This window comes from Hyunsoonleella flava, from assembly GCF_004310325.1.
GTDB lineage: Bacteria > Bacteroidota > Bacteroidia > Flavobacteriales > Flavobacteriaceae > Jejuia > Jejuia flava.
Window position 1 is genome coordinate 1 of the sequence record NZ_SIRT01000003.1, and the last position, 15,278, is coordinate 15,278.

10 protein-coding genes are annotated in these 15,278 nt (G+C 37.1%); 5 read left to right on the forward strand and 5 right to left on the reverse strand.

Annotation, left to right across the window (positions count from 1 at the left end):
• The coding region (locus EYD45_RS16885; protein ID WP_207303293.1) for a hypothetical protein at window positions 1–196 on the reverse strand (196 nt) is incomplete at its 3' end.
• A 682-nt stretch (window positions 197–878) separates the two neighbouring features.
• Here EYD45_RS16885 and thrS point away from each other — a divergent pair.
• The 5 genes from thrS to EYD45_RS05195 all read left to right on the forward strand — a co-directional run bounded on the left by thrS (window position 879) and on the right by EYD45_RS05195 (window position 4,953).
• A complete protein-coding gene (thrS, locus tag EYD45_RS05175) occupies window positions 879–2,813 on the forward strand; it encodes a threonine--tRNA ligase (protein ID WP_130963299.1) in 1,935 nt (644 codons plus the stop codon).
• Window positions 2,814–2,883: 70 nt separating this feature from the next.
• Window positions 2,884–3,393 carry a translation initiation factor IF-3 gene (gene infC / locus EYD45_RS05180; protein WP_130963300.1) on the forward strand — a complete coding sequence of 170 codons (510 nt, stop codon included), beginning with the start codon at window positions 2,884–2,886 and terminating at the stop codon, window positions 3,391–3,393.
• Between the two features lie 45 nt (window positions 3,394–3,438).
• Window positions 3,439–3,636, forward strand: a complete 198-nt coding sequence (gene rpmI / locus EYD45_RS05185) for a 50S ribosomal protein L35 (RefSeq protein WP_019388182.1) — start codon at window positions 3,439–3,441, stop codon at window positions 3,634–3,636.
• 103 nt (window positions 3,637–3,739) lie between these two features.
• Entirely contained in the window at window positions 3,740–4,084 is a 345-nt protein-coding gene (gene rplT / locus EYD45_RS05190) for a 50S ribosomal protein L20 (RefSeq protein ID WP_130963301.1), read from the forward strand.
• A 269-nt stretch (window positions 4,085–4,353) separates the two neighbouring features.
• The gene (locus EYD45_RS05195; RefSeq protein ID WP_130963302.1) at window positions 4,354–4,953 is read left to right on the forward strand and encodes a hypothetical protein; all 600 of its coding nucleotides are present in this window, start codon (window positions 4,354–4,356) and stop codon (window positions 4,951–4,953) included.
• Window positions 4,954–5,195: 242 nt separating this feature from the next.
• Here EYD45_RS05195 and EYD45_RS05200 read toward each other — a convergent pair whose 3' ends face one another.
• From EYD45_RS05200 to EYD45_RS05215, 4 genes are all read right to left on the reverse strand, one after another.
• Window positions 5,196–5,618: a secondary thiamine-phosphate synthase enzyme YjbQ gene (locus tag EYD45_RS05200; RefSeq protein WP_130963303.1), complete on the reverse strand. Its 423-nt coding sequence runs from the start codon at window positions 5,616–5,618 to the stop codon at window positions 5,196–5,198.
• A gap of 10 nt (window positions 5,619–5,628) precedes the next feature.
• Window positions 5,629–5,907 (reverse strand): EF-hand domain-containing protein, encoded by a 279-nt coding sequence (locus tag EYD45_RS05205; protein WP_130963304.1) that lies wholly within the window; start codon window positions 5,905–5,907, stop codon window positions 5,629–5,631.
• 74 nt (window positions 5,908–5,981) lie between these two features.
• Window positions 5,982–6,959, reverse strand: coding sequence for a PorP/SprF family type IX secretion system membrane protein (locus EYD45_RS05210; protein ID WP_130963305.1), 978 nt, complete (start codon window positions 6,957–6,959; stop codon window positions 5,982–5,984).
• A gap of 37 nt (window positions 6,960–6,996) precedes the next feature.
• Window positions 6,997–15,222, reverse strand: a complete 8,226-nt coding sequence (locus EYD45_RS05215; protein ID WP_130963306.1) for a T9SS type B sorting domain-containing protein — start codon at window positions 15,220–15,222, stop codon at window positions 6,997–6,999.
• Between the last annotated feature and the right edge of the window lie 56 nt (window positions 15,223–15,278).

Consider the following 15,278-nt stretch of genomic DNA (forward strand, 5'->3'; position numbering starts at 1 on the left):
GGACTTTCCTCCCAAAGCGGGTGCAAATATAAAACCCTTTTTTTATCCCCACAATACTTTTTGAAAAATTTTTTGGAAATATTTTTTTAACACTATTCCACAATCCCAAAATATCCTGAGGATGAACTCCAAAAAAACAACCTTCGCCGTTTTTGCGGGTGCAAACATACCACACATTTTTAATTGAACAATGCATTTTTTGATCTTTTTTTTAAAAGTTTTTTTGACCCTTTTTAATGCGCTTGTTCTCTGATGGTTACATGCCTGAAAATTTATCACAATTACTAAATTAAGACGTCTTAAGCACTAGAAAATGTTGTGTGTCAATTACTATATATCGGCACATTGTACATATATTCATTTTGCCTTGATGCACTATTTGAGTTAAAAATGTCCACTGGACATTTTTAACTCAAATACATGGAACCAAAAAATCAAGTTCAAGCCGAGGCATTTTTCAGTTTTTGAAAAACTGAAAACCGGTTTGAAAACTCCGCGTCGAACTTACGTTCTCCTGTTCTCGGAGCTTTTCTTCTCCTATGCTGCGCCTTGACTCTCAATTCTGCGAATTGATTCGGGGCTTGACTTTCTTGCTACAATGTTTTTCATTACGACTTTCTCCACTTCATATTAACTTAACCTTATTATATACTGTCCATAACAGAAAAACCGAAACTTTAAATCGTAAAACCAGCTTTGGCAGGCACGCCCGCGTTAGGGATTGAACGGCATGTTTGAAATCCCCGACGAAGGAGGGATTGAGTAGTGAAAGCCCGACCCGACCCCAAAGGAGGGGAACGCCCTGAAAATTATACCTACATATATATTGTGTGGATTTGTTTATACTATTATCTTTGTTGCCCATTTTAAATTGATTTATGATACAGATTACTTTGCCTGACGGCAGTGTGAAGGCGTTTGAGGAAAACGTTACACCGATGGATGTTGCGAAAAGCATTAGTGAAGGTTTGGCCAGAAACGTGATTTCGGCCAGTTTTAATGGTACAACTGTTGAAACCGTGACGCCTTTGACCACCGATGGATCGTTAGTACTTTATACATGGAGAGATGATGAAGGAAAGAAGGCGTTTTGGCATTCTTCGGCACACGTTTTGGCGCAGGCGATTGAGGAATTGTATCCTGGGGCTAAATTGACTATTGGGCCTGCGATTGAAAATGGGTTTTACTACGATGTGGATTTTGGTGAACATAGCGTTTCGGAAAAGGATGCGAAAACTATTGAGGATAAAATGCTGGAGATTGCGCGTGGTAAGCACGATTTTAAAATGCGTTCTGCTTCTAAAGCGGAGGCTTTGGAATTGTATAAGAACAACGAGTTTAAGACTGAGCTTATTGAGAACCTTCAAGATGGTACAATTACGTTTTGCGATCATAGTACGTTTACGGATTTGTGCCGTGGTGGACATATTCCTAATACTGGCATAATTAAAGCGGTTAAGGTGACGAGTATTGCTGGTGCGTATTGGCGTGGAGATGAGACAAAACCTCAGTTGACCCGTGTTTATGGGATTTCGTTTCCTAAACAAAAGGAGTTAAAGGAATATCTGGAACTGCTTGAAGAGGCTAAAAAACGTGACCATAGAAAATTAGGTAAGGAACTGGAACTGTTTACCTTTTCACAAAAAGTGGGACAAGGTTTGCCGTTGTGGTTACCTAAAGGTGCTGCGTTACGTGAGCGTTTAGAAAACTTTTTGAAAGCTGCACAGAAAAAGGCCGGTTATGAAATGGTGGTATCGCCACATATTGGGCAGAAGGAACTGTATGTAACTTCTGGGCATTATGCGAAGTATGGTGAGGATAGTTTTCAGCCTATTACTACGCCAAAGGATGATGAGGAGTTTTTATTAAAACCTATGAATTGTCCGCACCATTGTGAAATTTACAAAAGTGCACAATGGAGCTACAAGGATTTACCAAAGCGTTATGCTGAATTTGGTACAGTTTACAGATATGAGCAAAGTGGTGAGTTGCATGGTTTAACGCGTGTAAGAGGGTTTACCCAAGATGATGCGCATTTGTTTTGTATGCCCGATCAATTGGATGAAGAATTTAAAAATGTAATTGACCTTGTACTGTATGTATTTGGTTCGTTAGGTTTTGAAAACTTTACCGCGCAGGTTTCTGTAAGGGATCCTGAAAATCCAGACAAATATATTGGTGATGTTGAAAACTGGGAAAAGGCGGAACAAGCTATCATAAATGCTGCCGAAGATAAAGGATTGGATTTTGTAATTGAGGAAGGCGAAGCGGCATTCTACGGGCCAAAGCTAGATTTTATGGTGAAGGATGCTTTGGGCAGAAAATGGCAGCTAGGAACAATTCAGGTAGATTACAATTTACCAGAACGTTTTGATTTGACTTATAAAGGTAGTGACAATGAGTCTCACCGCCCTGTAATGATACATCGCGCACCTTTTGGAAGCATGGAGCGTTTTGTGGCATTATTATTGGAACATACTGGTGGGAACTTCCCGATTTGGTTGATGCCAGTGCAAGCTAAAATATTGTCGCTTAGTGAGAAATATGAAAAATATTCTGAAAAAGTTTTAAATTTGCTTGAAAATCACGAAATTCGCGCCCTTGTAGACCATAGAAACGAGACTATAGGGAAGAAAATTCGGGAAGCCGAAATGCAAAAACATCCCTATATGCTCATTATTGGCGAGCAAGAGGAAAAAGAAAGTAAAATAACTGTGCGAAAGCACGGTGGCGAGGATTTAGGAATGATTTCCATAGATGAATTCGCTGCAATAATAAAAGAGGATATTAGTAAAACGTTAAAATCGTTCTAAAATATAAGTTTAATTAAAAAACAGATAAGCCATAGCAATTAGAAGAAGAAGACAGCCCAATAGAAGGGTTATTCAAGAAGACAAACACAAGATTAACTCCAAAATTACAGCGCAAAAGTTGCGTTTAGTTGGAGACAATGTAGAAGTAGGTATTTATACCAAAGGTGATGCCTTAAGGCTAGCTGACGAATTAGGTTTAGACCTAGTTGAGATTTCGCCAAAAGCAGATCCGCCTGTTTGTAAAGTTATGGATTATAAAAAGTTTCTTTATGAACAAAAGAAACGAGAAAAAGCTTTAAAGGCCAAGGCCTCTAAAGTAGTAGTAAAGGAAATTAGATTTGGACCACAAACTGACGACCATGACTACGAATTTAAAAAGAAACATGCTATAAAATTCTTAAAAGACGGTGCCAAGTTAAAAGCATTTGTGTTTTTTAAAGGAAGATCGATTATATTTAAAGAGCAAGGACAAATTTTATTATTACGTCTTGCTCAAGATTTAGAAGAGTTTGGCAAAGTAGAGCAGATGCCAAGGCTCGAAGGAAAACGAATGACAATGTTTATTGCTCCAAAGAAGTAATAACTAAAGATAATTAAGCGCAATAATTAAAACCTAGGAAAAGAAATGCCTAAAATGAAAACAAAATCTAGTGCCAAAAAACGTTTTAAGTTGACGGGTACTGGTAAGATTAAAAGAAAGCACGCTTTTAAGAGCCACATCTTAACAAAGAAGTCTAAAAAGCGTAAGCTTGCGTTAACCCATGACACATTAGTGCATAAGGCTGACGAAGATAATATTAAAACTATGTTACGTTTAAAGTAACACAGTTTTAATCGGTTAAAACAATTTATAAACCCTGGAGTTAGGCAAAATAATTTAGCAAGTGTCGATTATCGACCGCCTACTACAAAAAACAATTAAAATTATGCCAAGATCAGTAAATTCTGTAGCAAAAAGAGCCCGAAGAAAAAAGGTTCTTAAACAAGCAAAAGGTTACTTTGGAAGACGTAAAAACGTTTGGACAGTAGCAAAAAATGCGGTTGACAAAGCGATGCAATACTCGTACAGAGACCGCAGAAACAAAAAGAGAACATTCCGCGCTTTATGGATTACGCGTATTAACGCCGGAGCCAGAGAACACGGTTTGTCTTATTCGCAATTTATGGGGAAACTTAAAGCTAACAATATCGAATTGAACCGTAAGGTACTTGCAGATTTAGCAATGAACCACCCAGAAGCTTTTAAAGCAGTTGTAGATAAAGTAAAATAAGGCGCTTAGCCTATTGTAAAACATATTATTCGCTTAATAAAAAGTCCGATTCGAAAGAGTCGGACTTTTTTGTGCATATTAATTTTGTAAGTTTTCTTTTTTAAGACTACTGTTCATCGTAAAAAAATGCAAAACTTTTTTCTTGAACGAATTTTTAGAGCAAGACATCTTTTTTATTATGAACATATTATCTCCAGCATGTAAGTTTGTCCCAAGAACTTATCTTCCCTCGGATTAGTTTGAATTAAAAAATTTAAATTCAAATTAAAATGAGAACCCAAATCAAAAAAGTTTCGCATTTAGTTTTATTAGTAGCTATAGTCGCTGGTGCCTTCAGTTGTCAAGTTGAGCCTATACAGGAAGAACTCGCTATAGAGGAAAACTTATCTTCTAAAAAGAAGAAGAAAAAAGGGAGTACATCTGAATCAGAATATATCTTCTCATCAGAAAAATGTATGCCCCGAAACAGTACAACTCTCTATGCAGGAAAGAACATTGAAGTTGGTAATGTTTCCGTTAAGGTAAATGATATATATTATGATATAACATATAGCATAACGAACAAAGACTATTATTTAGTCGCTACCAACTTATCAGTAGTTAATGATCCATCTGAGTTTCCGTTGAATAAAAAAGGAAATCCAAGAAAAGGAAAATTTGAATTTGGCGACGACATGCTGGATGGTATTACAACAATCACTTATAGTGTTCCAATGTCTAAAGGAACTTATATAGCAGCTCATGCTGTGGTTCAAAAGAATGGTTATGGTTCAAAGAAGCGAAGAAAATCAGCTTGGGGTGATGGATGTGATTTTCCTGGTAATAACTGGGCTACATATTTCCAATTTTTTGCACCAGATGAGTGGTAGGCACATTTAAAACTACAAATTTGGGACGCAACAAAATAGTTTCTTAGTATATAACATAAAGTGATTAGACTAGTTTTAAAATAGTATCACTTAATAAAAAGTCCGATTTGAAAGCGTCGGATTTTTTATTTTTTGGGCGTTACCCTATCGGGTCGGGCTTTCCGCTATATCTTTTTGCTATTGCGGCTTCGAAAACCTCAGCCTCCATATCAAAAAGGATGCCGCTACAATCCCTAACGCACCTATCCGCCAAATGCAGTGATTACCAATTTCCTAGAACCACCATGGTCGCGATGTTCGCATAAATATATTCCCTGCCACGTGCCTAAATTTAATCTTCCATTTGTAATAGGAATTTGTACTGAGGCTCCTAATAATGATGTCTTAATATGTGCTGGCATATCGTCAGATCCTTCGTAAGTATGCTGATAGTAAGGCGCATTTTCAGGCACCATTTTATTAAAATGGCTTTCAAAATCTGTCCTTACGGTATAATCAGCGTTCTCGTTAATAGTTAAGCTCGCTGATGTATGTTTGATAAATACTTGAAGTTGGCCTACTTGAATTTCTTCTAATTCTGGAATAGCCGATAAAACTTCATTTGTAATTAAATGAAATCCTCTTGTATATGCTTTTAATCTAATTTCTTTTTGGAAATATTTCATAAATATTTACTTACTCAACATCCCTAGACATTTCTTTTAATGCCACTTTAAACTCTTTCCAATCTATTTTTCCGTCACCATCTTTATCATAACCTTCAATTAGTTTTGACCCCACTAATCCACGAATAAAACCATTGATTTCGGCTTCTTTTAAAAGGCGAACTACTTCTTTTTTAGACAGTTTTCCATCACCATTTTTATCAAAAAAATTGAAAGCGTCTTGTGGAGAATCAAAATGCTTGGTTAATACAATTTGAATCTTTTTAATAATTGTTTTTTTGGATGCCATGTTTCTAGTTTTAGATTGTTTTCTAAATTTAAGAAAAAGAAATGAATCTAATTTGGCAATCTACAAAAACACATTTAATCGTGCACAGGATCTTGTGTACACGGACAATTACTAATGCCTTGTAAAAAGTTAAGTCCTATGGTAACAACATGTGTGCCTGAATTGTACGCTGCTAGTTCATTAGTGGTAATTTGGTAGGCATACCCAAAATAGAATATGTTTTTTTGAAAGCCAATCATAGGACCAATATTTAGAGGTTTTAACAATTGGTCATTCAAAAAACGATATGAAATCCCACCCCAATAATAATCACCGTAACGGTTATACTTTCTGAACTTAAAATTTAAATCAGTGGCTGAACGTTTATCACTTCCAAATAATTGATAAAATACTGAAGGCTCATACTCTAAACCACTTTTCTTTGGCCCTCTAAACGTATATCCAGAATAGATTTGGTAGTTAAGCAGCAAACTAGGTTCTTTTTGTCTTATAAATTCATCAAAATTCTTGGGTAAAATATTGTTTGCATTAAAACTTAGCCAGAAACCACCAAAGCGATATAAAGCACCAATATCGAAGTTATTGTTTGATGTTCTCCTATCATCGGTTACATAAGGATCTATCGTTGGGTTTTCATAGGTAGTATTAAAATTGTTGATATCGATTCTAAAATTATTAATGTTATACGAAATTCCGAAGGATAAATATTGCTTAGAATAATAATCTATGATTAAATGATGTGCAAAGGAAAACTTCGCTCCCGTTTGGATGGTATTACCGTTTCTATCATTATATAATGAGAGGCCTACACCTGTTCGGTCTGCAATCCTTACGTCACCATAAATAGATTGGTTGTCAGGCGCACCTTTAATGCCTACCCACTGTGTTAATCCGTTTGCTCTTATTTTTAGGTTATCCCCAATTCCTGCATAAGTAGGAGATACCACAAAATTATTGTCTGCTAGGTACTGCGTAAATACAGGTAAATTTAACTCTTGTCCGTAAGCTTTCACTACCAATAACAGTAATAAAGCCATCATTAGGTTTCGCATCTTCTTTTGTTTTATATCTGTCATCATCATCCTCATTTTATCTATATAGGGTAAAGTGCCCCACAAACTCTTTATCGTTTCGGCTATCATTTAATTTTACTACATACCAATAATCTCCAGTAGGTAGTTCCTTTCCTTTGTATGTTCCATCCCATTTTTCATTAACATTAAGGGTTGCAATTTTCCGTCCATATCTATCAAAAATATCGAAGGTTAAATCGTCATATTGTGTTGCACAACCAATACCCCAACTATCTAAAGTGCCATCATCATTTGGTGTAAAATAGTTTTGAATACATATATCTATAAACTCTATAGGTATGGATGCTTCAACCTGACACCCATTATTATCGACAACAGTTACCGTGTAAGTCCCTGTCGCATAAATATTAAATGTGTTTTCACTTCCGTAAGATTCTCCATTAAGGAAATACTCATAATTTCCTGTACCACCAGTGGTTGTTGCTTCAATTTCGTTCAGTCCACTTTCAGTTAATACTAAAGCTAATGGTTGATAATCTTCTATATCGAAATAAGCACTTCTCTGCACACAACCATTTGTATGTCTTACATCTACATAATGGTCTAAGCCTGCGTATACATTGGTAAATACATTTTCTGGTTGGTATGGCCCTCCATCTAAGGCATATTCTAAATCTGCAGGATCGATATTATCTGGATCTAAAGTCACGGTAACACTGTTTGTTGAAGTGTTATTTACACAACCATAATCAATTACCAATTGCGGATTGATTAAAATGGATTCTGGGAAGTCGATTTCAAACTCAGCCTCACACCCTTCGTTATCCCTGATATAAACCACATGGTTTCCACCTGCTAAAGCAGTAAAATCGAAAACAGTTTGTGCATTGGTTCCTGTTGTATATGGACCATTGTAGTCATCTAAACTCACGCTATATGGTAAGCTTCCACCAGAAATATCAACGCTAAATGCTCCATTAAGTTCTCCGCTACATAATTCAGGAACTGTTGAATTTGGCACTACCGTTAAGAATACCGGCGTAGGCTCATTAATGCTAAAATCAATAATTACAAAACATCCAAGTTCATCTTGCACTACGGCTTGATATGTTCCAGGAGCTAAATCCTCAAAAATTGGTTCATCAAAAAATTGATTTAATTGAGGAGAAATGGCGTATTTGATAGCTCCTGTACCACCAGTAGCTATAATTTCTATTGAACCATTATTTTCGCCTGTACAGGTTACGTCTGTTGTATTAAACGTAACCTCTAACGGTAAGGCAGGTTCAGTAATTGGAATCGCTGCAGAAGTTGTTAAACAATCGCCGCTATCCACACGTACCTGATAATTACCCGCAGGCAATTCGGTAAATACACCTGGGCTATTTTGTATAGCAGGAATTGCATTTCCAGAAGTATCTTGTAATGTATACACATAGCTGCCTAAGCCACCCTCGGCAGTTGCAATAATAACACCCGTACTATCCCCGGTACAGTTAATAGTTGCATTCATGGCATCAAGGTTAACCGTTAAAGTTGGTAAAGGATCGATAGTAATTTGATTTGAAACGTCTGCAATACAACCATTGGCATCTCTTACATAATACTGATAATTTCCTGGCGAAACAGAAAATGTAGTTGATGTTGTAAATGTGCCAATCACTGTTGAAAAACTACTGTCTGTACTATAGCTGTAAGGACCATTCCCTCCTGAAGCGCTCAATGTTAATGTAGACTCCGTAAGACAAGTTTGAGATGTTGCTTTTACCAGAGATGCTTGTAATTCGGTAGGTGCATCGATAACAATATTGGCGGTGTTAAACTCACAGTTATACCCATCGGTTACCGTAACATTGTACGTTCCAGCTCCTAAATTATCAAAAACAGTAGAGGTTTGAGGACCTGAACTTGATGCTGTAGGCAACACTTGATTTAAAACATAGGTATAGTTTGAGCCTTGTCCGCCGGTTGTATTTGTTATAGTAATTGCAGCATTGGTATCTCCAAAACAAGACAATAATGTTGTACTTGCAGAGATTGTAGCATCAATTGGATTAGGAATAACAAGTGTAGCATTATCAGAAGCTACACAACCCCCAGCATCTCGAACATTAACAGTGTACACTCCTGCTTCTAAGTTGGTAAATGTACCATTTGGGGAGTATGCAACTATAGCTGCCCCTGTTAATTCGTATTCATAGGTGCCATAACCACCACTGGCCACCGCTGTAATTGTTCCTTTATCATTATCACAAGTAACATTTGATGTTTCAGTAGCAATAACGCTTAAAGCCTCTGGCGGAGATTGAATAATCACATTAGTTGTGGTTGAACAGAACGGACTTGCGGTTTGGGTTACTACAACACTGTATTCCCCTGATTGCATTCCTGTAACCACCTCTGGGTTTATTGATGTATTTGCATTAACAACTCCAGTTACTGAAGTTGATGCACTATCGAACACTTCATAAGTATAGGGTCCTAAATAACCGCTGACATTAACCTCAAAGCTTCCGGTGTTATCACCAAAACAGGTAACCGCATTCGGTACTGTTGTTACTCTTGGAGGAATAGCTTCTGGCAGCAATACCTCAATATCAGCAGAACATGTGTTGGCATCTGTTATAGTAATTGTATATGTTCCAGAAGGCAAGTCTGAGAACACATTGCCACTTAATGTTCCTAAACTTGGGCTAATGGCATATGTATAAACACCTGTCCCTCCACTACCAGTAATGGTAATTTCGCCATCATCATTATTACATGTTGGTAATGCTGTTATACTCGGTGTTAAATCAACTGGGGACGCAATATCTACAGTAACTAAATTTCCACAACCATTAGCGTCTTGTATTTCCACAGTGTGAGTACCTGAAGCTAAGTTTGAAACGGTGAAAGGAGCTGTTCTTGTTTGGAATGCTCCACCATCAATACTATAACTGTATGGTGGAACTCCAATAGCAGTTAAAGCTATATCAAGTTCAAAATTACCTTCAGTTACTGTACATTGATTATTTACTGTTGCAGTAATTATAGGCTCTGGATCTTGAGGCAATACAACTGCCGTTGTTGTCTTAATACAATCGTAAGCATCTTTAACATGAACATAATACGTATTTGCGTCAACATTGAAGGTGTTTGCAGATGCCCAAGACGGATCAGTTGCCAATGGTGCCGTAGCTGATGTTGTAATCTGATACATATATGGCGGTGTACCATCTCTTGCTATGGCGCTTATTAATCCTGAATTTGGGTTACAATTTGCATTTCTATCCGCTGTTGCGGTAATGCTTAAATCTATTGCAGATTCATTAATATTAAATGGTACAGTTACCACACCACATCCAGCATTTGGCCCACTAGTTTCACTAATTGACACAAAATAAGTTCCAAAAGGTAATGGTCCTAAGTTTGAGACTGTTAAACTTCCCCCTGCTGGCACTACTCCTGTTCCTGTAATAGTGGTAGAAACTAGCGATAATGAGTTGAATATCTCATAATTAACATTGGTCGCAACACCGTAAACACTATTGATAGTAAAAGATACATTTCCGTCAGCACTTCCAACACAAGTAATATTATTGGATGTTAATGCTGAGGAAGTCAGCGTAGAGTTTGTTGGCACCGAAGCCGAGGCGGTTTCATAATAACTACATCCTGTTGAGTCATCATAAACTATGAATGTATAAGTTACACCAGGGAGTAAGCCTGTAAATGTAGTTTGTGGTGTACCCACTACCGGCGTATCTTGTAAAACCCATGTACCTCCTGGTGGCGGTGGTGGAATTGTTCCTCTATAGATATCAAAATAAAAGGGACCAGAACTCGCTAAAGCAGAACTTACACTTACTGTAGCTTCACCTCCTGTTGTACAGTTTATAGTTGAATCAACCACAATATCTAAATCGTTTGGTGGGGAAGCAACTAAAACATCCTCTACCAAAACAGAACACCCATTGGCATCAACCACATTTATTTGGTATAAACCAAAATCTACTACATCAAAAGTTGTTGATGTTGTACCCGAAGCATTCAATTCTGTTGCAGAATATCCATTTGTTCCAGTCACATAATAATTATATGGCGCTGTTCCCCCAGTAACATTTTGCACGATTACCGATCCTTTAGAAACTCCTCCACTTAAAACATCACAGGTTATGGGTAATGATGTATGTACTACATTAATAGGTGTTGGTTCAGTGATAGTGATGGTTTCAATATCTTCACAAGAATTGGCATCAGTTAATGTGATGGTATAATCACCTGCTGGTAATCCTGAAGTTTGTGTTCCATAGTCCGTACCTGTAGTATCGTTATTTACATTTATAACGAATGGTGGTGTTCCAACTGTATTATTGATACTTATGCTAATTGCAGCATTAACATCGCCGTTACATAAATTATCAGCCGTTTGAATTACGGAAGCAATTTCTGGTAATGAAATTGCATTTATCGTTTGTACTCCAGATTCTGCAGTACAATTATTGGCATCTGTAATTTGGAATTGATATGTCCCATCTACTGGCACTGAGTAATTAAATGTGGTACCTGTAGCTCCTAAACTAGTATAACCTCCTCCATTTATTGAAATGGCATAGCTAAACGGAGCGACTCCTCCAGTAATTATCCCTTGTATAGTACCGTCAGGTGAGGCTGTACAATCCAAGTTTTTAGTGATTACCGCTCCAACAGTTAACGGTGGTAGTGGATCTATGGTATATGTTTCGGCATAAGTACATTCGTTGGCATCCCTAACTTGGAATGTATAAGTTCCAGGGCTTAAACCTGCAAAAACATTTAATGGTTGATATGCTGTCGCAGCACTAGCTGGGGCAATTATCTGATATTCTAGTGGGCTTAATCCTCCAGTAGCTGTTATAGTAACATCTGAAGTATTTGCTGGACATGTTATTGCGGTGCTACTAAAATCTAAATCCGTTGGTGGGGTTAGCGCGTCAATTATAATTGGAGCTGATACAAACGTACAAACGTTAGCATCTCTAACCGTTACGGTATAAGTACCATTGGTTAAGCCTGAAAATGTTGTCCCAGGTTGAAAGTTTATACCATCAATACTATATTGATATGGCGGTGCTCCGCCTGTTGTTCCTGTAACAGTAATGATTCCGCTTGTTGTACATGTGTACGGCGTAGTAAGTGATACAGTTCCGTTTATAGCAGTGGCTGCAGTAATCGTAATTGTTTGTGGTGCAGTGAAACAAACATCAGTTCCCGAAGTGTACTCTACAATTACATCATAATCGCCAGCCGTCACATTTGTAAAACTCGGGGAATTCTGATATGTAGTCCCGTTATCAATACTATAGCGTAATGCGTTTCCGTTTGGGTTGGTCACATTAACTGTAATTGTACCGCTATCAGGTTCATCAGCACATAAAATATCAGTTTGTGACACTGTAAAATCTGGAGCAGGAATTGCATCAATAGAAATAGTGGTTTCCGCTTCACAATTATTGAAATCTACTACTCTAATTGTATATGTTCCAGCAGTAGGCACATCAATTACAGGTGTACTTTGGAATGTAGTTGAACCATTTACAAAATAGTAATATGGTGGTGTTCCTCCTGTTGGATACGCCGTAATCTCTCCATTAGTACATGTTAAAGGCTTTGTAATAGCCGATGTTACTTCAAGTAGCGGCGGTTCAATGATTTCTATATCTTCCGTAAACGTACATCCATCTTCTGTTGAAACATTTACTGTGTATGTCCCTAGATTTAAGTTATCAAACGTATAATTATCATCTATAATTGGACCAACACTATTTACCAATGTCGCACCATCATATATTGAAAAGAAATATTGAGGACGTACATCATTAGCAGCTAAAACTACACTTCCTAACTCCCCATAACATATTGGTTGTGTAACTGTAGTTTGAACTGTAAAATCCCTCTCTCTTATTTGTACATCTGGGACTGAAAAAATACACGGATTTGGTGTTACTCCTACTTGTCTTATAAACAGGGAATATATACCTGCAGTATTTACAGAAAATGTATTACTAGATTGATAATTTGTGCCATCAATACTGTACTCGTATCCACTTGGTACGCCACCAACTACTATTTCACCTGGGGTAGTACAAATAATATCACGTGATGTTACAGTAGGAACCAGTAAATTTTCATAAACATTGAAATAAAATTGATTGAAACAACCACCATCATAATTCAATGTTAATCTGTATTGACCAGCAGTATCAGCTGTATAATTTGCACCTGTGGCTACTTGATTCCATGTACAAGTGTCACTTTCGTTAGCACAATCTTCATTTAAAACTGCGTCGCAACTTGATTCATCTAAAACTTCCCATATTATGGAAGTTGCATCGGTAATATTCGTTTGAATGAATCTTGAATCGTTTGCCCCACATAAGAAGATATTTGGTAACTCTTTTCCATCATTAGGACAAACAACCACCTCATCAGCAAAAGGAATTACAGGATTAGTAACATTTGAGCCGAAAAGCGTCACATCAAATTGTTGTGTAATAGATTGACATGGTGCAGTGGCTGCATTGTATACATAATACGTTCCTGTAGCGTTTACGGTAATGGACTGCCCTGTTCCGATAACTGGTGTCATACTCGGACTCGTAGACCATGTGTAAGAGTCGTAACCGTTTGCTGCAGTTAAAGTTGTTGAATCACCACAAAGCACCACATTTTCGTCAAACGTACAGTTTAAATCTGCCAAAAAGTTTGTTGCTCTTGGCGTGATTAAACATCCCGTATTACTATTATAACTTGGGTCATCTGAAATTGTAAAGTTTGGATTTATGGTTCCTTGATAAGTTGCATAAGCTTGATTATCAATAACATTTGAGCATGCGTCAGTTAATAAACTACAATCTGAAACTACAGTAACTCTAAAACGAATAGATTGAACAGGGTCATTTTGCTCTACAATTGAACGATCAACGCTAAATACTATTTCCCTAGTTGATGCATTATAACTCTGTACGGTTACCCCTGTAGGTAATGAAACAATATCAGCTGGATAATTGAAAACAATATTTGTTGGTAAAATATCTCGAATAGTAAGATTGGTTGCATCATCGTTACCAGTGTTTTCAAAACCAATGACATAGTTTAGCTCATCTCCGAGATCTACTTCTTGTCCTTCTATATTTGTGCCAAACTCGTCTTCAACAATTTTGGTCAACACGATATTTGGGGCAATAATTTCAATAGCAAAAGCACTAAAATAATAGTAATAGATATCTAAATTACTACCTAAACTTATAGTAGCCGTAGTATCACCATTTCCAATTAGCGTATTTCCTGCATTAGGAATATTAATAATTCCAGCGTCAAACCCTAGGGTATTTGTACCAGCGGGATTTCTATCAAAAAACAACTCTGGCGTATTTGTAACAGGATCTATAATGGATACCGTACTATTAAAAAAGTTATTTCCTGGTCGAATAATGGTACCAGAGTTATCCGTGGCATCAATCACACTTCCATTCAATTCTAAATAATCACCTGTATACCTTCTGTCGCCTTCAATGGTGCTAAACGCAAATTTTGCACGAACAGGCCCTACAGGAATGGTTTGAAAACCAGAAATTGGAAATGTTTCGTTGATGGTGCTTGTAATTTTTGTAAAACCATCAAATGATGTGATGTATTTACTTGGTAATAAAGGATCTTCATAAATAACGAAAAGCGACCAACCTGCTGATAGTCCTTCTGAATTAGGCTTTGGACCTACTAAGGATGAAATATTTGCAACCCCATAGGTGCCTTCTGGATTTGGTAAAGCAGTAAGAATATCGGTTACGTCATGATAATAAACATAAGTGTTTGAATTATTGTTGTTTGTGGCATTTTGAAAATAAATTTGTGTTCCGGTAATATCTTGATAGGCAGAACTCCCAGGCACCCTAAATTTAATATCAGATATTGGTTCAGCACCGTTAACCACAGCACTCCAATATAATCCAGCATAAACAATTTGGTAACAATTTGTGTCACTTGGTACATCTAAATCAGCAGTACTGGAATTAAATGTTGTAGGGTCGCTGTCAATATCTACATAAACTGCAGCATCAACTCTATCATTCGTGTCGTTTCCATTATATGGATTGGTAACATGTAACCCAACGTTACTATTTCCAATCAAAAGCATATCACCCTTAATAGCCTCGTCATATCTAGGTGAAAATGGAACAACATTTTGTGCAAAACACTGTATACCCATTAAGAGCATCAAAGCAAGTGTACAGTTCTTTACATAAGTAGGTGTTTTCATGGTTGTTAGTTTTTCTATTTCAATTCATTTGGGGTTGAGAGAAATAGCAATCTGTT